General features: G+C 68.5%; 1 protein-coding gene (cut by a window edge). It reads left to right on the top strand.

Annotation, left to right across the window (positions count from 1 at the left end; translation table 11 throughout):
• Nucleotides 1-23,944 carry the 3' portion of a VCBS domain-containing protein gene (locus tag FS845_RS26470; protein ID WP_186332216.1) on the top strand. It extends 15,260 nt beyond the left edge of the window, so the window shows 23,944 of its 39,204 coding nt (coding positions 15,261-39,204); its start codon lies beyond the left edge, outside the window; its stop codon occupies nucleotides 23,942-23,944.

Genomic DNA, 23,944 nt, shown 5'->3' with positions numbered 1-23,944 from the left:
CGGCCAGTTGACGGCCGTCGACGTCGACACGACCGACACCCCCACCTACTCCGTGGTCGGCAATGCCGCCGGCACCTACGGCGCCTTCAGCGTCGATGCCAGCGGCAAGTGGACATATGCCCTGGACAACAACGCGGCCCAGGCCTTGAAGGGCGGCCAGAGCGTGACCGAGACCTACACGGTGCAGGTCAGCGACGGCCACGGCGGTACAGACACGAAGACCATCACCGTCACCATCAACGGCACGGACGACGGCGCGATCATCACGCCGCATGCGCCGGGCGCCGATGCCGGCACGGTTGCCGAAGGGTCGCAAACGACCAACGGCAAGCTCGACATCACCGATCCGGATGCGGGTCAGGCGGTGTTCCAGGCGCAAACCGGCACGCAGGGTGCGCACGGCACGTTCTCGGTCGATGCGAATGGCAACTGGACCTACGCGTTGAACAGCGGCGATGCCGCGGTGCGCGCATTGGGAGCCAACGAGTCGTTCACAGAGACCTTTACGGTGCGCGCGGCCGACGGCAGCACCCACGACATCACCGTCACGATCCAGGGCACCAATGAGGCGCCCGTGCTGTCAGGCGAGCTGACGGGCTCCGTCACGGAAGATGGCGTCAAGACCGCTACCGGCCAACTGGTCACGACCGACGCCGACACCACCGACACGCACACCTACTCCGTCGTCGGCAATGCCTCCGGCACCTATGGCGCCTTCAGCGTCGACGCCAACGGCAAATGGACCTACACGCTGGACAACGGCGCCGCCAAGGCGCTGAAGGGCGGCGAAGTCGCCACCGAGACCTACACGGTCCAGGTCAGCGACGGCCACGGCGGCGTGGATACGAAGACGATCACCGTCACCATCAACGGCATCGATGACGGTGCGATCATCGCCCCACACGCGCCTGGGGCGGACGCGGGCACGGTCGCCGAAGGCGCGCAGACCGCCAGCGGCAAGCTCGACATCACCGACCCCGATGCGGGCCAGGCGGTGTTCCAGACCCAGACCGGCACGCAGGGCCAGCACGGCACGTTCTCGGTCGATTCCAACGGCAATTGGACCTATGCGTTGAACAGCGGCGACGCCGCGATTCGCGCGCTGGGGGCCAACGAATCGGTGACCGAGACCTTCACCGTGCGCGCGGCCGATGGTTCCACGCACGACATCACGGTCACCATCCAGGGCACCAATGAGGCGCCTGTGCTCTCCGGCGAACTGACCGGCTCGGTCACGGAGGACGGCGTGAAGACGGCTACGGGCCAGTTGGCCACGAGCGACGTCGACACCACCGACACGCACACCTACTCCGTCGTCGGCAACGCCGCCGGCACGTACGGTGCCTTCGCGGTCGATGCGAACGGCAAATGGACCTACACGCTGGACAACAGCGCCGCGCAGGTGCTGAAGGCCGGCCAAAGCGTCACCGAGACCTATACGGTCCAGGTCAATGATGGCCATGGCGGCACGGATACCCAGGTCATCACCATCACCATCAACGGCACGGACGACGGCGCGATCATCACGCCGCATGCGCCGGGTGCGGACACGGGCACGGTCGCTGAAGGCGCGCAGACCGCCAGCGGCAAGCTCGACATCACAGACCCGGATGCGGGCCAGGCCGTCTTCCAGGCCCAGACCGGCACGCAAGGGGCGCACGGCGCGTTCTCCGTGGATGCCAGCGGCAACTGGACCTACGCGCTGAACAACGGCGATGCCGCGGTCCGCGCGCTGGGCGCCAACGAGTCGTTCACCGAGACCTTCACCGTCCGCGCGGCCGATGGCTCCACGCACGACATCACCGTCACGATCCAAGGCACCAACGACGCGCCGACGTTGTCGGGCGAACTGACCGGCTCGGTCACGGAAGACGGCCTCAAGACGGCAACGGGTCAACTGGTCGCGGCCGACGCCGACACCACCGACACGCACAGCTATGCGGTCGCCGGCGCCGCGACGGGCGCCTATGGCGCCTTCGCGGTCGATCCCGCCACCGGCAAGTGGACCTACACGCTGGACAACGACGCGGCCCAGGCACTCAAGGGCGGGCAAAGCGTGACCGAGACCTACATCGTCCAGGTCAGCGACGGCCACGGCGGCACGGATACCCAGGTCATCACGGTCACCATCAACGGCACCGACGACGGCGCGATCATCACGCCGCATGCGCCGGGCGCCGATGCCGGCACGGTCGCCGCAGGCGCGCTGACCGCCATCGGCAAGCTGGACATCACCGACCCTGACGCTGGCCAGGCAACCTTCCAGACGCAGACAGGCACGCAAGGCGCGCACGGCACCTTCGCCATCGACGCCAATGGAAACTGGACCTACGCGCTGAATGCCGGCGATGCCGCCGTGCGTGCGCTGGGCGCCAACGAATCGCTGACCGAGACCTTCACCGTCCGCGCGGCCGATGGTTCGACGCATGACATCACCGTCACGATCCAGGGCACCAACGAGGCGCCCGTGCTGTCCGGCGAGCTGACCGGTTCGGTCACCGAAGACGGCGTGAAGACAGCTTCCGGCCAGTTGACCGCCGTCGATGTCGACACCACCGACACCCTCACCTACTCCGTCGTCGGCAATGCCGTGGGCACCTACGGCGCATTCAGCGTCGACGCCAACGGCAAGTGGACGTATACGCTGGACAATGCCGCCGCCCAAGCGCTCAAGGGCGGCGAAGCGGTCACGGAAACCTACGCCGTGCAGGTCAGCGATGGCCATGGCGGTACGGATACCAAGACGATCACCGTGACCATCAACGGCACGGACGACGGCGCGATCATCGCCCCGCATGCGCCGGGCGCCGATGCCGGAACCGTTGCCGAAGGCGCGCAGACCGCCACCGGCAAGCTGGACATCACCGACCCCGATGCCGGCCAGGCCGTCTTCCAGACGCAGACCGGCACGCAAGGCGCGCACGGCACGTTCTCGGTCGACGCCAACGGCAACTGGACCTACGCGCTGAATACCGGCGACGCCGCGATCCGCGCACTGGGCGCCAGCGAATCGCTGACCGAGACCTTCACCGTTCGCGCGGCGGATGGGTCGACCCACGACATCACCGTCACCATCCAGGGCACCAACGATGCTCCGACGCTGTCCGGCGAGTTGACGGGCTCGGTCACGGAAGATGGCGTGAAGATCGCCACCGGCCAACTTGCCACGGCCGACGTCGACACGACCGACACGCACACTTACTCCGTCCTCGGCAGCGCGGCCGGCACGTACGGCGCGTTCGCGGTCGATGCCAACGGCAAGTGGACCTACACGCTGGACAACGACGCCGCGCAGGTGTTGAAGGCCGGCCAGAGCGTCACGGAAAGCTACACCGTCCAGGTCAGCGACGGCCATGGCGGCACCGACACCCAGGTCATCACCGTGACCATCAACGGCACCGATGATGGGGCGGTGATCATGCCGCATGCGCCGGGCGCCGATGCCGGAACCGTTGCCGAAGGCGCGCAGACCGCCACCGGCAAGCTGGACATCACCGACCCCGATGCCGGCCAGGCAAGCTTCCAGACGCAGACTGGCACGCAAGGCGCGCACGGTACGTTCTCGGTCGATGCCAACGGCAACTGGACCTACGCGTTGAACAGCGGCGACGCGGCGGTGCGCGCATTGGGCGCCAACGAGTCGTTCACGGAAACCTTCACCGTGCGCGCGGCCGATGGTTCCGCGCACGACATCACGGTCACCATCCAGGGCACCAACGATGCGCCCGCGCTGTCCGGAGAACTGACCGGTTCCGTCACGGAAGATGGCGTCAGGACGGCGACGGGCCAACTGGCCACCGCCGATGCCGACACCACAGACACGCACACGTATTCGGTGGTCGGCGCGGCCACGGGGGCCTACGGCGCCTTCGCGGTCGACTCGAACACCGGCAAGTGGACGTACACGCTGGACAACGACGCCGCCCAAGCCCTGAAGGGCGGCCAGAGCGTGACCGAGACGTATACCATCCAGGTCAGCGACGGCCATGGCGGCACGGATACTCAGGTCATCACGGTCACCATCAACGGCACGGACGACGGCGCGATCATCACGCCGCATGCGCCGGGCGCGGACGTCGGCACGGTGGCCGAGGGCTCGCAGACGACGAGCGGCAAGCTGGACATCACCGACCCCGATGCGGGCCAGGCCTCGTTCCAGACGCAGACCGGCACGCAGGGCGCGCACGGCGCGTTCTCGGTCGATGCCAACGGCAACTGGACCTATGCGCTGAACAGCGGCGACGCGGCGGTGCGCGCATTGGGCGCCAACGAGTCGTTCACCGAGACATTCACGGTACGCGCGGCCGATGGCTCGACGCACGACGTCACCGTCACGATCCAGGGCACCAACGAGGCGCCGGTGCTGTCCGGCGAACTGACCGGCTCGGTCACGGAAGATGGCGTGAAGACCGCCACCGGCCAATTGACGGCCGCCGACGCCGACACGACCGACTCCCTCGCCTACTCCGTCGTCGGCAATGCCGCCGGCACCTATGGCGCGTTCAGCGTCGATGCCAGCGGCAAGTGGACCTATACGCTGGACAACGCGGCCGCGCAGGCGCTGAAGGGCGGCGAAGTCGCCACCGAGACCTACACCGTGCAGGTCAGCGATGGCCACGGCGGCACGGATACGCAGACCATCACCGTCACCATCAACGGCACGGACGACGGTGCGATCATCGCCCCGCATGCGCCGGGGTCGGATGTCGGCACTGTCGCCGAAGGCGCGCAGACCGCCAGCGGCAAGCTCGACATCACCGACCCCGATGCGGGCCAGGCCGTCTTCCAGGCCCAGACCGGCACCCAAGGCGCGCACGGCGCGTTCTCGGTCGACGCCAACGGCCACTGGACGTACGCGCTGAATGCCGGCGACGCGGCGGTCCGCGCGCTCGGCGCCAACGAGTCGCTGACCGAGACCTTCACCGTCCGCGCGGCCGATGGCAGCACGCACGACATCACGGTCACCATCCAGGGCACCAACGATGCCCCGAGGCTGTCGGGTGAACTGACGGGCTCCGTCACGGAAGATGGCGTCAAGACGGCCACGGGCCAGTTGACCACCACCGACGTCGACACCACCGACACGCACAGCTATGCGGTCGTCGGTTCCGCGGCGGGCACCTACGGCGCCTTCGCCGTGGAACCGAACACCGGCAAGTGGACCTACACGCTGGACAACAGCGCCGCGCAGGTGCTGAAGGCCGGCCAGAGCGTGACTGAAACCTACGCCGTCCAGGTCAGCGATGGCCATGGCGGCACGGACATGCAGACCATCACCGTGACCATCAACGGCACGGACGATGGCGCGGTGATCACGCCGCACGCACCGGGCGCCGATGCCGGCACGGTGGCCGAGGGTGCGCAGACTGCCAGCGGCAAACTGGACATCACGGATCCCGACGCCGGCCAGGCAAGCTTCCAGGCGCAGACCGGCACGCAGGGCGCGCATGGCGCGTTCTCCATCGATGCCAACGGCAACTGGACCTACGCGCTCAACCCCGGCGATGCCGCGGTGCGCGCGCTGGGCGCCAACGAGTCGTTCACCGAGACCTTCACCGTCCGCGCGGCCGATGGCTCGGCGCATGACATCACCGTCACCGTTCAGGGCACCAACGATGCGCCGACGCTGTCCGGCGAATTGACCGGCTCCGTCACGGAAGACGGCGTGAAGACGGCCACGGGCCAGCTGGTCACGGCTGACGCCGACACGACGGATACACACACCTATTCCGTCGTCGGCAGCGCGGCGGGCGCGTACGGCGCGTTCAGCGTCGATGCCAACGGCAAATGGACGTACACGCTGGACAACGCCGCCGCCCAGGCGTTGAAGGGTGGACAGAGCGTCACCGAAACGTACACCGTGCAAGTCAGCGACGGCCATGGCGGCACGGACACCCAGGTCATCACCGTGACCATCAACGGCACGGACGACGGCGCGATCATCACGCCGCACGCCCCGGGCGCCGATGCCGGCACCGTCGCGGATAACGCGTTGACCACCAGCGGCAAGCTCGATATCAGCGATCCCGATGCGGGCCAGGCGTCGTTCCAGGCGCAGACCGGCACGCAGGGCGCGCACGGCGCGTTCTCCATCGATACCAACGGCAACTGGACCTATGCACTGAACAGCGGCGATGCCGCGGTACGCGCATTGGGCGCCAACGAGTCGTTCACCGAAACCTTCACGGTACGCGCGGCCGATGGCTCGACGCACGACGTCACCGTCACGATCCAAGGCACCAACGACGCCCCGGTGCTGTCCGGGGAGCTGACCGGTTCGGTCACGGAAGATGGCGTGAAGACGGCCACTGGCCAGCTGGCCACGGCCGATGCCGACACGACGGACACACACACCTACTCCGTCGTCGGTGCGACGACGGGCGCCTACGGCGCTTTCGCCGTCGACGCCAACGGCAAGTGGACGTACACGCTGGACAACGCCGCCGCGCAGGCCCTGAAGGGCGGCGAGGCCGCCACCGAGACCTATACAGTCCAGGTCAGCGATGGCCATGGCGGCACGGACACCCAGGTCATCACCGTTACCATCAACGGCACCGATGACGGCGCGATCATCGCCCCGCATGCGCCGGGCGCGGATGCCGGCACCGTTGCCGAAGGCGCATTGACCGCCAGCGGCAAGCTGGACATCACCGACCCCGACGCGGGCCAGGCGACCTTCCAGACGCAGGCCGGCACGCAAGGCGCGCACGGCGCCTTCTCCATCGATGCGAACGGCAACTGGACCTACGCGTTGAACAGCGGCGACGCCGCGATTCACGCGCTGGGCGCCAACGAGTCTGTGACCGAAATCTTCACCGTCCGGGCGGCCGATGGGTCGACGCACGACATCACGGTGACCATCCAGGGCACCAACGACGCCCCGGTGCTGTCCGGGGAACTGACCGGTTCGGTCACGGAGGATGGCGTCAAGACGGCCACCGGCCAGTTGACGACCACCGACCTCGACACCACCGACACGCACAGCTATGCGGTGGTCGGTTCCGCGGCGGGCACCTACGGCGCCTTCGCCGTGGATCCGAACACCGGCAAGTGGACCTACACGCTGGACAACAGCGCGGCACAGGTGCTCAAGGCCGGCCAGAGCGTCACGGAAACGTATACGGTCCAGGTCAGCGACGGCCATGGCGGTACGGACACCCAGACCATCACCGTGACCATCAACGGCACGGACGATGGCGCGGTCATCACGCCGCATGCGCCGGGCGCGGATACCGGCACGGTTGCCGAGGGCGCGTCAACCGCCAGCGGCAAGCTCGACATCGCCGACCCCGACGCCGGCCAGGCAAGCTTCCAGACGCAGACGGGTACGCCGGGCGCGCATGGCGCGTTCTCGGTCGATGCCAACGGCAACTGGACCTACGCGTTGAACCCCGGCGACGCCGCCGTGCGTGCCCTGGGCGCCAACGAGTCGTTCACGGAGACCTTCACGGTGCGCGCGGCCGACGGCTCGACGCACGACGTCACGGTCACGATCCAGGGTACCAACGACGCCCCGACGCTGTCGGGCGAGCTGACCGGTTCCGTGACGGAAGACGGTGTCAAGACGGCCACGGGCCAGTTGGCCGCGGCCGACCCCGACACGACGGACACGCACAGCTACGCCGTCGTCGGCGCCGCCGCGGGCGCCTACGGCGCGTTCGCCGTCGATCCCGCCACCGGCAAGTGGACGTACACGCTGGACAACGACGCCGCACAGGCCCTGAAAGGCGGCCAGAGCGTGACCGAGACCTATACGGTGCAGGTCAGCGACGGCCACGGCGGCACCGACACCCAGGTCGTCACCGTCACCGTCAATGGCACGGACGACGGCGCGATCGTCACGCCGCATGCGCCTGGCGCCGATGCGGGCACGGTGGCCGAAGGCGCGTTGACCGCCAGCGGCAAGCTGGACATCGCCGACCCGGATGCGGGCCAGGCCGTCTTCCAGACGCAAACGGGCACGCAAGGCGCGCACGGCACGTTTGCCATCGACGCCAATGGCAACTGGACCTATGCGCTGAATGCCGGCGATGCCGCCGTGCGCGCGCTCGGCGCCAACGAGTCGTTCACCGAGACCTTCACGGTGCGCGCGGCCGATGGCTCGACGCATGACGTCACGGTCACGATCCAGGGCACCAACGAGGCGCCGGTGCTGTCCGGCGAACTGACCGGCTCGGTCACGGAAGACGGCGTGAAGACGGCGTCCGGCCAGCTGACGGCCGTCGACGTCGACACGACCGACACCCTCACCTACTCCGTGGCCGGCAATGCCGCCGGCACGTACGGCGCGTTCAGCGTCGATGCCACCGGCAAGTGGACTTACACGCTGGACAACGCCGCCGCGCAGGCCCTGAAGGGCGGCGAAGCGGTCACGGAAACCTATACCGTCCAGGTCAGCGACGGCCACGGCGGCACGGATACCAAGACCATCTCCGTCACCATCAATGGTACGGACGACGGCGCGATCATCGCGCCGCACGCCCCAGGCGCCGATGCCGGCAGCGTGGCCGAAGGCGCGCTGACGACCAGCGGCAAGCTGGACATCACCGACCCCGACGCCGGCCAGGCGAGCTTCCAGGCGCAGACGGGCACGCAAGGCGCGCACGGCGCCTTCTCCATCGATGCCAACGGCAACTGGACCTATGCGTTGAACAGCGGCGACGCCGCGGTGCGCGCCCTCGGCACCAATGAGTCGCTGACGGAAACGTTCACGGTGCGCGCGGCCGACGGCAGCACGCACGACATCACGGTCACGATCCAGGGCACCAACGATGCGCCCGCACTGTCCGGCGAATTGACCGGCTCGGTCACGGAAGACGGCGTCAAGACGGCCACCGGCCAGCTGACCGCCACCGACGCCGACGCCACCGATACGCACACCTATGCGGTGGTCGGCTCGGCCACGGGCGCCTACGGCGCGTTCGCCGTCGATCCCGCCACGGGCAAGTGGACGTACACGCTGGACAACGATGCCGCCCAGGCATTGAAAGGCGGCCAGAGCGTGACCGAGACCTATACGGTGCAGGTCAGCGATGGGCACGGCGGCACGGATACCCAGGTCATCACCGTGACCATCAACGGCACGGACGACGGCGCGATCATCACGCCGCATGCGCCCGGCGCCGATGCAGGTACGGTGGCCGAGGGGTCGCTGGCGACCAGCGGCAAGCTCGACATCACAGATCCCGACGCGGGCCAGGCCGTCTTCCAGACGCAGACCGGCACGCAAGGCGCGCATGGCGCCTTCACCATCGATGCCAACGGCAACTGGACCTACAACCTGAACAGCGGCGATGCTGCCGTGCGCGCGCTAGGCGCGAACGAGACACTGACCGAGACCTTCACGGTCAAGGCCGCCGACGGCAGCACGCACGACGTCACGGTCACCATCCAGGGCACCAACGATGCGCCCACGCTGTCGGGCGAACTGACCGGCTCCGTCACGGAAGACGGCGTGAAGACGGCCACCGGCCAGCTGACGGCCGTCGACGTGGACACCACTGACACCCTCACCTACTCCGTGGTCGGCAACGCCGCCGGCACCTACGGCGCGTTCGCCGTCGATGCCAACGGCAAGTGGACGTATACGCTGGACAACGCCGCCGCGCAGGCCCTGAAGGGCGGCGAGGCCATCACGGAAACCTACACGGTCCAGGTCAGCGACGGCCACGGCGGCACGGACACCCAGACCATCACCGTCACCATCAACGGCACGGACGACGGCGCGATCATCGCCCCGCACGCGCCTGGCGCCGATGCCGGCACGGTGGACGAAGCCGCGCTGAGCGCCGGCGGCAAGCTGGACGTGACCGATCCGGACCTGGGCCAGGCCGTGTTCCAGGCCCAGGCCGGCACGCAGGGCCAGCATGGCGCGTTCAGCATCGATGCCGACGGCAACTGGACCTATGCGCTGAACGGCGGCGACGCCGCTGTGCGCGCGCTGGGCGCCAACGAGTCGCTGACCGAGACCTTCACGGTGAAGTCGGCCGATGGCAGCACGCACGACGTCACGGTCACGATCCAAGGGACCAACGACGCGCCCGTGCTGTCGGGCGAACTGACCGGCTCCGTCACGGAAGACGGCGTGAAGACGGCCACCGGACAGCTGACGACCGCCGACGCCGACGCCACCGACACGCACACCTATTCCGTGGTCGGCAACGCCACCGGAGCCTATGGCGCCTTCAGCGTCGACGCCAACGGCAAGTGGACGTACACCCTGGACAACAGCGCCGCACAGGCGCTGACCAGCGGCCAGAGCGTGACCGAGACCTACACGGTGCAGGTCAGCGATGGCCATGGCGGCACGGATACCCAGGCCATCACCGTCACCATCAACGGCACGGACGACGGTGCGGTCATCGCGCCGCACGCGCCTGGCGCCGATGCCGGCGCGGTGGCCGAGGGCGCCCTGACCGCCAGCGGCAAGCTCGACATCACCGATTCGGATGCCGGCCAGGCCGTCTTCCAGGCGCAGGCGGGCACCCAAGGCGCGCACGGCACCTTCACCGTCGACGCCAGCGGCAACTGGACCTACAACCTGAACGGCGGCGACGCGGCCGTGCGTGCGCTGGGCGCCAACGAATCGCTGAGCGAGACCTTCACGGTCAAGGCCGCCGACGGCACCACGCACGACATCACGGTCACCATCCAGGGCACCAACGATGCGCCGGTACTGTCCGGCGAACTGACGGGTTCCGTCACGGAGGACGGCGTCAAGACGGCCACCGGCCAACTGACGGCGACCGACCTCGACGCCACCGACACGCACACCTATGCCGTGGTGGGCACCGCCAGCGGGACGTACGGCGCGTTCACGGTCGATGCCGCGACCGGCAAGTGGACCTACACCCTGGACAACAGCGCCGCGCAGGTGCTGACGGCCGGCCAGAGCGTCACCGAAACCTATACCGTGCAGGTCAGCGATGGACATGGCGGCACGGCCACGCAGACGATCAGCGTCACCATCAACGGCACCGACGACACCGCCGTGATCACCGCGCACACTCCTGGCGCGGACCTGGGCACCGTGCAGGAAGATGGCGCGCGGACGACCAGCGGCAAGCTGGACGTGGCCGATCCCGACGCCGGCCAGGCCGTGTTCCAGGCGCAGATCGGCACGCAGGGCGCGCATGGCACCTTCGGCATCGACGCCAGCGGCAACTGGACCTACAGCCTGAACAACGCCGACCCGGCCGTGCAGGCGCTGGGTGCCGGGAAGACGCTGGCGGAGACCTTCACGGTCAAGTCTGCCGACGGCACGACGCACGACGTCACCGTCACCATCCAGGGCACCAACGATGCCCCGACGCTGTCCGGCGCCGTCACCGGCTCGGTCACGGAAGACGGCGTCAAGACGGCCACCGGCCAACTCACCGGCGCCGACATCGACGTCGGCGACAGGCTGAGCTATTCGGTGGCGGGCGCGACCACGGGCACGTATGGCGCCTTCGCCGTCGATGCCGACACCGGCAAGTGGACCTACACCCTGGACAACAGCGCCGCGCAGGTGCTGCGGTCGGGCCAGAGCGTCACCGAGACCTACAACGTGCAGGTCAGCGATGGACAGGGCGGCACGGCCACGAAGACGGTCTCGATCACCATCAACGGCACCGACGACACCGCCGTCATCACGCCGCACACGCCGGGGGCGGACGCGGGCGCCGTCCGCGAAGACGGCGCACTGAGCACCGGCGGCAAGTTGGACGTGGCCGACCCCGATGCCGGCCAGGCCGTGTTCCAGGCGCAAGCCGGCACGCCGGGCGCGCACGGCACCTTCGCCATCGACGCCAACGGCAACTGGACCTACAACCTGAACAACGCCGACCCGGCCGTGCAGGCGCTGGGCGCCGGCAAGTCGATGACCGAGACCTTCTCGGTGAAGTCGGCCGACGGCACGACCAGCCAGGTCACGGTCACCATCCAGGGCACGAATGACGCGCCCAGGCTGTCCGGCGACGTGACCGGCTCCGTCACGGAGAACGGCACGAAGACGGCCAGCGGCACGCTGACCGGCGCGGACGTCGACACCGGCGACACCCTGACCTACGCGGTCTCGGGCAATGCGAAGGGTACGTACGGCGCCTTCAGCGTCGACGCCGCCACGGGCAAGTGGACCTACACGCTGGACAACAACGCGGCCGGGCCGCTGAAGTCCGGCCAGACCGTGACCGAGACCTACGACGTCCAGGTCAGCGACGGCCAGGGCGGCACGGACATCAAGACCGTCACGATCAGCATCCACGGCACCGACAACGACGCCATCATCTTCCCGCACCTGCCCGGCGGCGACAGCGGCACGCTGAAGGAAGACCTCGTGCTGGTCACGGGCGGCAAGCTGGACGTGATCGACTTCGACTTCGGCGAGGCCTACTTCCAGCCGCAGCTGGCGACCCAGGGCCGGTACGGCCACTTCTCCATCGACGCGGCCGGCACGTGGGCCTACGAGCTGCACAACGGCGACCCCGCCGTGCAGGCGCTGGGCTTCGGCAAGTCGATGAGCGAGACCTTCACGGTCAAGTCGGCCGACGGCACCACGCACGACGTCACCGTCACCATCTGGGGCACCAACGACGTGCCCAGGCTGTCGGGCGAAGCCACCGGCGCGGTGACCGAGGACGGCGTGCAGACCGCCACCGGACAGCTCACCGGCACCGACATCGACGTCGGTGACAAGCTGAGCTACTCGATCGTCGGCGCGAACAAGGGCCTGTACGGGTCCATCGCGGTCGATCCCAACACCGGCAAGTGGACCTACACGCTGGACAACGCCGCCGCGCAGGGCCTGACCGCGGGCCAGAGCATCAAGGAAACCTATGTCGTGCAGGTCAGCGACGGCCTGGGCGGCGTGGACGTGAAGACCGTCACCGTCACCATCAACGGCACCGACGACGGCGCGGTCATCACGCCGCGCACGCCGGGCGCGGATCTCGGCACCGTGAAGGAGGACGGCACGCTGGTCGCCAGCGGCAACCTGGACGTGTCCGACGCGGATGCGGGCCAGTCGTACTTCCAGGCGCAACTGGCGACCAAGGGCCAGTACGGCACCTTCTCCATCGGCACCACCGGCGCGTGGGTCTACACCCTGGACAACACCAACCCGGCCGTGCAGGCGCTGGGCGCGGGCAAGACCATGACGGAGATCATCACCGTCAAGTCCGCCGACGGCACCACGCACGACGTCACGGTCACCATCCAGGGCACCAACGACCTGCCCCGCCTGTCGGGCGACGTAACGGGCTCGGTCACCGAAGATGGCGTCAAGACCGCCACGGGCACCCTCACCGGCACGGACGTCGACGTCGGCGACACGCTGACCTACTCCGTCACCGGCAATGCCAAGGGCACGTACGGCACCTTCACGGTCGATGCCAACACCGGCAAGTGGACCTACACGCTGGACAACAGCGCCGCGCAAGTGCTGAAGTCCGGCCAGGCCGTGACCGAGACCTATACGGTGCAGGTCAGCGATGGCCAGGGCGGCACCGACACCAGGACCGTGTCGGTGACCATCAACGGCACCGACGACGCCGCCATCATCACGCCCCATACCCCGGGCGCCGATACGGGCGCCGTCCGCGAGGACGGCACGCTGTCGGCGGGCGGCAAGCTGGACGTGGCCGACCCCGACGCGGGCCAGGCCGTCATCCAGGCCCAGGCCGCCACCAAGGGCGCCTATGGCACCTTCGCCGTGGACGCCAGCGGCAACTGGACCTACAACCTCGATAACAACAGCAACGCCGTGCAGGCGCTGGGCGCGGGCAAGTCCGTCACCGAGACCTTCACCGTCAAGTCCGCCGACGGCACCACGCATGACGTCACCGTCACCATCCAGGGCACCAACGACGCGCCGGTGCTGTCCGGCCAGGTCACGGGCGCGGCCACCGAGGATGGCGTGAAGTCCGCCACCGGCCAACTCACCGGGGCGGACGTGGATGCGGGGGACAAGCTCACCTACTCGGTGGTGGGCAGCGCCGCGGGCACCTACGGCGCGTTCGCCGTGGATCCGAACACCGGCAAGTGGACCTACACGCTGGACAACAGCGCCGCGCAGGTGCTCAAGTCCGGCCAGACCGTGACCGAGACGTACACCGTCCAGGTCAGCGACGGCCAGGGCGGCACGGACACGAAGACCGTCAACATCACCATCAACGGCACCGACGACACCGCCGTCATCACGCCCCACACCCCGGGCGCGGACGCGGGCGCCGTCCGCGAGGACGGCACGCTGTCGGCGGGCGGCAAGCTCGACGTGGCGGACCCCGACGCGGGCCAGGCGGTGTTCCAGGCGCAAGCGGCCACCAAGGGCGCCTATGGCACCTTCGCCGTGGACGCCAGCGGCAACTGGACCTACAACCTCGACAACAACAGCAACGCCGTGCAGGCGCTGGGCGCGGGCAAGTCCGTGTCCGAGACCTTCACCGTCAGGTCGGCCGACGGCACCACGCACGACGTCACGGTCACCATCCAGGGCACCAACGACGCGCCCAGGCTGTCGGGCGACGTCACCGGCTCGGTCACCGAGGATGGCACGAAGATCGCCAGCGGCACGCTCACGGGCGTGGACGTGGATGCCGGCGACCGGCTGACGTACACGGTGCTGGGCTCGCCCGTCGGCGCCTACGGGGCCTTCGCGGTCGATCCCGGCACGGGCAAATGGGCCTACGTGCTGGACAACGGCGCCGCACAGGCGCTGAAGTCCGGCCAGACCGTGACCGAGACCTATACGGTGCAGGTCAGCGACGGCCAGGGCGGCACGGACACGAAGACCGTCTCCATCACCATCAACGGCACGGATGACGCCGCCATCATCGTGCCGCACCTGCCCGGCGCCGACCTGGGCTATGTCCGCGAGGACGGCACGCTGGCCACCGGCGGCAAGCTGGACGTGTTCGATCCGGACGCCGGCCAGGCGGTCTTCCAGGCGCAGGCCGGCACGCAAGGCGCGCACGGTACCTTCGCCGTCGACGCCAGCGGCAACTGGACCTACAACCTGAACAATGCCGACCCCGCCGTGCAGGCGCTGGGCGCGGGCAAGTTCATGACCGAGACCTTCTCGGTGATGTCGGCCGACGGCACCACCAGCCAGGTCACCGTGACCATCCAGGGCACCAACGACGCGCCCACGCTGTCGGGCGACGTCTCGGGATCGGTCACCGAAGACGGCGTGAGGACCGCCACCGGCACCCTCGCCGGCGCCGACGTGGATGCCGGCGACAAGCTGACGTACTCGGTCTCGGGCATCTACATCGGCACCTACGGCGCCTTCACGGTCGACGCCGACACCGGCAAGTGGACCTACACGCTGGACAACAATGCCGCCCAGGTGCTGAAGTCGGGCCAGACGGTCACGGAAACCTATACCGTCCAGGTCAGCGACGGCCAGGGCGGCACGGACACGAAGACCGTCTCCATCACCATCAACGGCACCGACGACGCGGCCATCATCGTGCCGACCCTGCCGGGCTCGGACTCGGGCGTCTTGAAGGAAGACGTGACGCTGGGCACCGGCGGCCAACTGAGCGTGCTGGACCCGGATTTCGGCCAGTCGTACTTCCAGCCGCAACTGGCGACCAAGGGCCAGTATGGCCACTTCTCCATCGACGCGGCCGGCACCTGGGCCTACGACCTGCACAACGGCGACCCCGCGGTGCAGGCGCTGGGCTTCGGCAAGTCGCTGTCCGAGACCTTCACGGTCCGGTCGGCCGACGGCACCACGCACGACGTCACCGTCACCATCTGGGGCACCAACGACCGGCCCACGCTGTCCGGGGACGTCACGGGCACGGTCACCGAGGACGGCGTGCAGACCGCCACCGGCCAGCTCGTAGGCACCGACATCGACGTGGGCGACAAGCTGACCTATTCGGTGGTGGGCGCGAACACCGGCGTGTTGGGTTCCTTCGCCGTCGATGCCAACACCGGCAAGTGGACCTACACGCTGGACAACGCCGCGGCACAGGGCCTGACGGCGGGCCAGAGCATCAAGGAAACCTACGTCGTGCAGGTCAGCGACGGGCTGGGCGGCGTGGACGTGAAGACGGTCACCGTCACCATCAACGGCACCGACGATGGCGCGATCATCACGCCGCGCACGCCGGGCGCCGACCTGGGAACGGTGAAGGAAGACGGCACGCTGGTCGCCGCCGGCAATCTGGACATCACGGATGCCGACGTCGGCCAGTCGTACTTCCAGGCGCAGCTGGCCACCAAGGGCCAGTACGGCACCTTCTCCATCGGCACCACGGGCGCGTGGGTCTACACGCTGGACAACACCAACCCGGCTGTCCAGGCGCTGGGCGCGGGCAAGACCATGACGGAAACGATCACCGTCAAGTCGGCCGACGGCACCACGCACGACGTCACGGTCACCATCCAGGGCACCAACGACGCACCCAGGCTGTCGGGCGAGGCCACGGGCACGGTCACCGAAGATGGCGTCAAGACCGCGACCGGCACGCTGACGGGCACGGACATCGACGTCGGCGACAAGCTCACCTACTCCGTCGCCGGCAACGCCAAAGGCACCTTTGGCGCCTTCACGGTCGATGCCAGCACCGGCAAGTGGACCTACACGCTGGACAACAGCGCCGCGCAGGTGCTGAAGTCCGGTCAGGCCGTGACCGAAACCTATACGGTGCAGGTCAGCGATGGCCAGGGCGGCACGGACACCAAGACGGTCAGCGTCACCATCAACGGCACCGACGACGTGGCCGTCATCACGCCCCACACTCCGGGCGCGGACGCGGGAGCCGTCAAGGAAGACGGCACGCTGTCGGCGGGCGGCAAGCTGGACGTGGCCGACCCCGACGCGGGCCAGGCCGTGTTCCAGACGCAGACCGCCACCAAGGGCGCTTATGGCACCTTCGCCATCGACGCCAACGGCAACTGGACCTACAACCTGGACAACAGCAGCAACGCCGTCCAGGCGCTGGGCGCGGGCAAGTCCGTCACCGACACCTTCACGGTGAAGTCGGCCGACGGCACGACCAGCCAGGTCACCGTCACGGTGCAAGGCACCAACGACGCGCCGAAGCTGTCCGGCGACGTCACCGGCTCGGTCACGGAAGACGGCACCAAAACCGCCACGGGCACGCTGGCCGGCACGGACGTGGACGCGGGCGACAAGCTCACCTACGCGGTCACGGGCAATGCCACGGGCACCTACGGCGCCTTCGCCATCGATCCCAACACCGGCAAGTGGACCTACACGCTGGACAACAGCGCCGCGCAGGTGCTGAAGTCGGGCCAGGCGGTGACCGAGACCTACACCGTGCAGGTCTCCGACGGCCAGGGCGGCACCGACACCAAGGTCGTCAGCATCACCATCAACGGCACCGACGACGCCGCCATCATCACGCCGCACACCCCGGGCGCGGACCTGGGCGCGGTGCGCGAGGACGGCACGCTGACGGCCGCCGGCAAGCTCGACGTGGTCGACGTGGACGCGGGCCAGGCGGTGTTCCAGGCACAGGCCGGCACCAAGGGTACGTACGGCACCTTCGCCGTCGACGCCAATGGCAGCTGGACCTACAACCTCGACAACACCAGCAGCGCCGTGCAGGCGTTGGGCGCGGGCAAGTCGGTCACCGACGTGTTCTCGGTGAAGTCCGCCGATGGCACCACCAGCCAGGTCACCGTCACCGTGCTGGGCACCAACGACGCGCCGAAGCTGTCTGGCGAGGTCACCGGCTCGGTGACCGAGGACGGCACCAGGACCGCGACGGGCAGGCTGACCGGCGTCGACGTCGACACCGGCGACGTGCTGAGCTACTCCGTCGTGGGTGCGACCAAGGGCGCCTACGGCGCGTTCGCGGTCGACGCCACGGGCAAGTGGACCTACATGCTGGACAACAGCGCGGCCCAGATGCTGGTCAGCGGCCAGGCCGTGACCGAGACGTACACCGTCCAGGTCAGCGACGGCCAGGGCGGCACGGACACGAAGACCGTCAACATCACCATCAACGGCACCGACGACACCGCCGTCATCACGCCCCACACCCCGGGCGCGGACGCGGGCGCCGTCCGCGAGGACGGCACGCTGTCGGCGGGCGGCAAGCTCGACGTGGCGGACCCGGATGCGGGCCAGGCCGTGTTCCAGGCGCAGGCGTCCACCAAGGGCGCCTACGGCACCTTCGCCATCGACGCCAGCGGCAACTGGACCTACAACCTGGACAACGACAGCGCGGCCGTCCAGTCGCTGGGCGCGGGCAAGTCGGTCACCGACACTTTCACGGTGAAGTCGGCCGACGGCACCACCAGCCAGGTCACCGTCACCGTGCAGGGCACCAACGACGTGCCGAAGCTCTCGGGCGACGTCACGGGCAGCGTCACCGAGGACGGCACCCGCACCGCCACCGGCACCCTGACCGGCGCCGACGTGGACGCGGGCGACCGCCTGACCTACACGGTCATGGGCTCGGGCCTGGGCGCCTATGGCGCATTCGGCGTGGACCCCAACACGGGCAAGTGGGCCTACGTGCTGGACAACGCCGCGGCGCAAGTACTGAAGTCGGGCCAGGCCGTGACCGAGACCTATACGGTGCAGGTCAGCGACGGCCAGGGCGGCACGGACACCAGGGTCGTCAGCATCACCATCAACGGCACCGACGACGTGGCCATCATCACGCCGCGCCTGCCGGGCTCGGACCTGGGCATCGTCCGCGAGGACGTGTCGCTGGCGACGGGCGGCAAGCTCGACGTGTACGATCCGGACGCGGGCCAGGCCGTGTTCCAGGCCCAAGCGGCCACCCGGGGCGCCTACGGCACCTTCGCCATCGACGCCAACGGCAATTGGACCTACAACCTCGACAACGGCAGCAATGCCGTGCAGGCGCTGGGCGCGGGCAAGTTCATCACCGAGAGCTTCTCGGTGAAGTCCGCCGACGGCACCACCAGTCAGGTCACTGTCACCGTGCAGGGCACCAACGACGCGCCCAGGCTGTCGGGCGACGTCACGGGCGCGGTCACGGAAGACGGCGTGAAGACCGCCACCGGCACGCTCGCGGGCACCGACGTGGATGCCGGCGACAAGCTGACCTACTCGGTCTCGGGCATCTACATCGGCACCTATGGCGCCTTCACGGTGGATCCCAACACCGGCAAGTGGACCTACACGCTGGACAACGCGGCAGCCCAGGTGCTGAAGTCGGGCCAGACGGTGACCGAGGCCTACACCGTTCTGGTCAGCGACGGCCAGGGCGGCACGGACGCCAAGACGGTCAACATCACCATCAACGGCACCGACGATTCGGCCATCATCGTCCCCACCCTGCCCGGTTCCGACGCGGGCCTGCTGAAGGAAGACGTGACCCTGGGCACCGGCGGCCAGCTCAGCGTGCTGGACGCGGACTTCGGGCAGTCGTACTTCCAGACCCAGCTGGGCACCAAGGGCCAGTACGGCACGTTCAGCATCGACGCGGCCGGCACCTGGGCCTACAACCTGGACAACGGCAACAGCGCCGTGCAGGCGCTCGGCTTCGGCAAGTCCATGACCGAAACCTTCTCGGTGAAGTCCGCCGACGGCACCACCAGCCAGGTCACGGTCACCATCTGGGGCACCAACGACGCGCCCAGGCTGGCCGGCGAAGTGACCGGCACGGTCACGGAAAACGGCGTGCAGACCGCCACCGGCCAGCTCACGGGCACCGACGTCGACGTCGGCGACAATCTGAGCTACTCGGTCGTGGGCGTCAACAAGGGCCTGTACGGTGCCTTCGCCGTCGACCCCAACACCGGCAAGTGGACCTACACGCTGGACAACGCGGCCGCGCAGGCGCTGTCCGCCGGCCAGGTCGTGAAGGAAAGCTACGTCGTGCAGGTCGCCGACGGCCAGGGCGGCGTGGACGTGAAGACCGTCACCGTCACCATCAACGGCACGGAAAGCGCGGCCATCATCACGCCGCGCACGCCGGGCGCGGACCAGGGCATCGTCAAGGAAGACGGCACGCTGCTGACCGGCGGCAACCTGGACGTGAACGATCCGGACGCCGGCCAGTCCTTCTTCCAGGCGCAGCTGGCCACGCGCGGCCAGTACGGCACATTCTCCATCGGCACCACCGGCGCGTGGGCCTACACGCTGGACAACAGCAATGCCGCGGTGCAGGCGCTGGGCGCCGGCAAGACCATGACCGAGACCTTCTCGGTGAAGTCCGCCGACGGCACCACCAGCCAGGTCACCGTCACCATCCAGGGCACCAACGACGTGCCCAAGCTGGCGGGCGACGTGACGGGCTCGGTCACGGAAGACGGCATCAAGACCGCGACCGGCACGCTCACGGGCACCGACATCGACGTCGGCGACAAGATGACCTATTCGGTCGCGGGCAGTGCCAAGGGCACGTACGGCGCCTTCGCGGTGGATCCCAACACCGGCAAGTGGACCTACACGCTGGACAACGCCGCCGCGCAGGTGCTGAAGACCGGCCAGAGCGTGACCGAGACCTACACGGTGCAGGTGAGCGACGGCCAGGGCGGCACGGACAGCAAGACCGTCACCGTTACCATCAACGGCACCGACGACGGCGCCATCATCACGCCCGCCACCCCCGGCTCCGACGCCGGCACGCTGAAGGAGGACACGACGCTGACCGCGACCGGCAAGCTCAGCGTGGTGGATCCGGACGCCGGCCAGGCCGTGTTCCAGGCGCAGGCATCCACCAAGGGCGCCTACGGCACCTTCGCCATCGACGCCGGCGGCAACTGGACCTACAACCTGGACAACAACAGCAGCGCCGTCCAGGCCCTGGGCGCCGGCAAGTCGGTCGTCGAGACGTTCACCGTGAAGTCCGCCGACGGCACCGCCAGCCAGGTCTCGGTGACCATCCAGGGCACCAACGACGCGCCCAGGCTGTCGGGCGTGGTCGCGGGCGCCGTCACGGAGGACGGCACCCGGACCTCCTCCGGCCAGCTGACGGCCACCGATGCGGACAGCGGCGACGTGCTGACCTACTCGGTCTCGGGCGCCGCGCGCGGCACCTATGGCGCCTTCGCGGTGGACGCCACCGGCAAGTGGACCTACACGCTGGACAACACCGCGGCCCAGCCCCTGAAGGGCGGTCAGGTAGTGACGGAGACCTATACCGTCCAGGTCAGCGATGGCCAGGGCGGCACGGACACGAAGACCGTCACCGTCACCATCACCGGCACGGACGACGCGCCGGTGATCAGCGGCCAGACGTCCGGCCAGGTCATCGAGGACTACACGCTGACCAGCGCCGGCAAGCTGACGGTGGTGGACGCGGATGCCGGCGAAAGCGGCGTCATCGCGCAGGCCAACGTGGCGGGCAAGTACGGCACGTTCAGCATCGACGCCAGCGGCAACTGGACGTACTCGCTGGACAACGGCCTGGCGGCGGTGCAGAACCTGGCGCCGGGAGCGGTGCTGTCCGAGTCCTTCAACGTGACCGCGGGCGACGGCAAGACGGTCCAGCCCATCACGGTCTCGGTGGTCGGCACCAACGATGCGCCGGTGTCCGCCGACAACTCGGCCAACGTCGAGACCGGCACGAAGTACACCTTCAAGACGGGCGACTTCGCGTTCACCGACACCGACGGCAACGCGCAGCAGAGCGTCATCATCTCGCGCCTGCCCACCGACGGCACGCTGACGTTCAACGGCGCCGCGGTCACGGTCAACCAGGTCATCACGCCGGCGGACATCGCGGCGGGCAAGCTGGTCTACACGCCCTCTTCCGCGGGACTGGACGCCTCGTTCGGCTTCAAGGTGCAGGACGCGGGCGGCACGGCCTACGGCGGCAAGGACACCTCCGGCGAATACAACTTCGCCGTGGTGACCGACAACCTGATCGTGGGCGCCAACACCGGCAGCCCGGCCAGCGCGCCGCTCGCCGGCGGGTCGGGCGACGACATCATCATCGGCGACAAGGGCGGCACGGTCTCCACCGTGGAGGCCGGCAAGAACTACAACATCGCCCTGGTGGTGGACACCTCGGGCAGCATGGCCTGGGGCCTGGACGGCACCACCGGCGTGGCGTACGCGAACTCGCGGATGAAGCTGCTGAAGGACGCGCTGACCAACCTGGCCACCCAGCTGTCCAACCACGACGGCACGGTCAACATCTCGCTGATCGGCTTCTCGACCAACGCCAGCCAGACCCTGACGCTGCAGGGCCTGAACAAGAACAACCTGTCCAGCCTGCTGACGGCCATCAACAACCTGACGGCCTCGGGCGGCACGAACTACGAGGCGGCCTTCAACACCGCCGTCACGTGGTTCAACGCCCAGACCACGGCGGGCAAGTCGACGGCGTCCGGCTACGAGAACGTCACGTACTTCCTGACCGACGGCGACCCGACCTATTACATCAATTCCAAGGGCGTGGTGGCCGGCACCGGCAACAGCACGGACGTGACCACGCTGCAGGAATCGGTCAACGCATTCAACCCGCTGGCCGGCACCAGCAAGGTCAACGCGATCGGCATCGGCGACAGCGTCAACACCGATTACCTGAAGCTGTTCGACAACACGGGCGGCACGGGCGCGACCAGCTACGTCACGTTCGGCACGGGCACGTCCACCTCGCTGGCGGACTTCAACACCGTGCTGCTGCCATCCGGCATGAACAACGTCGCCAACTGGACCACCACGGGCACCAGCCTGCTGGGCTCCTCGGTGTCGCGTTCGCTGACCGCCAGCAACATGGTGATCACGGACGTCGTGGGCGGCAGCTCGGTCACCGCGACCAGCCCGTCGTTCACCATCAACTCGGGCAACTTCGGCAAGGTCAGCTTCACGGCGTCCAGCACCAACTTCGTGGCGGGCGACCAGTTCACCTGGACGCTGCAGCGCTACGACACGGCCACCGGCAAATGGGTGACCGTGGACAGCGGCAGCAATGCATCGGGCTACAACGCGACGACCTCGATCGAATCGAAGATCGCGGTGGCGGGCACGTACCGCATCATGTACGAGGTGATCGACAACACCAACAACGCCCGCTCCGCCACGATCAACATCGACGACATCGCGCTGACCAGCTACGCGGCCAGCTCGGTGGTGGCGGCGCCCGCGGGCGACGTGGGCTCGGTGACCAAGGCCAGCGACCTGGGCGCGGCGCTGACGCGCGGCGGCACCACGCTGACGCCCGCCAGCGTCGGCAGCGACATCATCGACGGCGGCGCCGGCGCCGACATCATCTTCGGCGACACCATCAATACCGACAAGCTGTCGTGGGGCAATGTGGCGGCGGGCACGCACGATGGCGACGGCATGAAGGCGCTGACGGACTACCTGACCTACACCAACGGCCACGCCCCGACCACCAACGAGGTCTACGATTTCATCAAGGCCAATCCGGGGATGTTCGACGCCACCGACGACCCGCGCGGCGGCGACGACACCATCCGCGGCGGGACCGGCGACGACATCATCTATGGCGGCGGCGGCAACGACACGATCTACGGCGACGAGGGCAAGGACACGCTGTACGGCGGCACCGGCGACGACACGCTGTATGGCGGGGCCGACGACGACAAGCTGTACGGCGGGTCGGGCAGCGACACCCTGGACGGCGGCACGGGCAACGACACCCTGGTTGGCGGCAAGGGCAACGACACCCTGATGGGCGGCGCGGGCAGCGACACCTTCCGCTGGGAACTGAACGACCAGGGCACCACCGCCGCCCCCACGGTCGACACCATCAAGGACTTCTCGACCGCCAGGCCGGCCGACGGCGGCGACGTGCTCGACCTGAAGGATCTGCTGATCGGCGAGAAGGACGCCAGCCTGACGCAGTACCTGAACTTCCAGAAGGACGGCAACAATACCGTGATCAACATCAACACCCAGGGCCAGATCGGCAGCCAGGGCGCCGACCAGAAGATCGTGCTGGAGAACGTCGACCTGACGCAGAACGGCACCCTGGACAACCAGGCCATCATCAATGACCTGCTGCAGAAGGGGAAGCTGGACGTCAACCACTGA

This window comes from Bordetella genomosp. 13 (assembly GCF_007679965.1).
Classification (GTDB): Bacteria; Pseudomonadota; Gammaproteobacteria; order Burkholderiales; family Burkholderiaceae_B; genus Bordetella.
The sequence above is the reverse complement of the archived record's forward strand: the minus strand, read 5'-3'. Positions and strand labels throughout refer to the sequence as shown.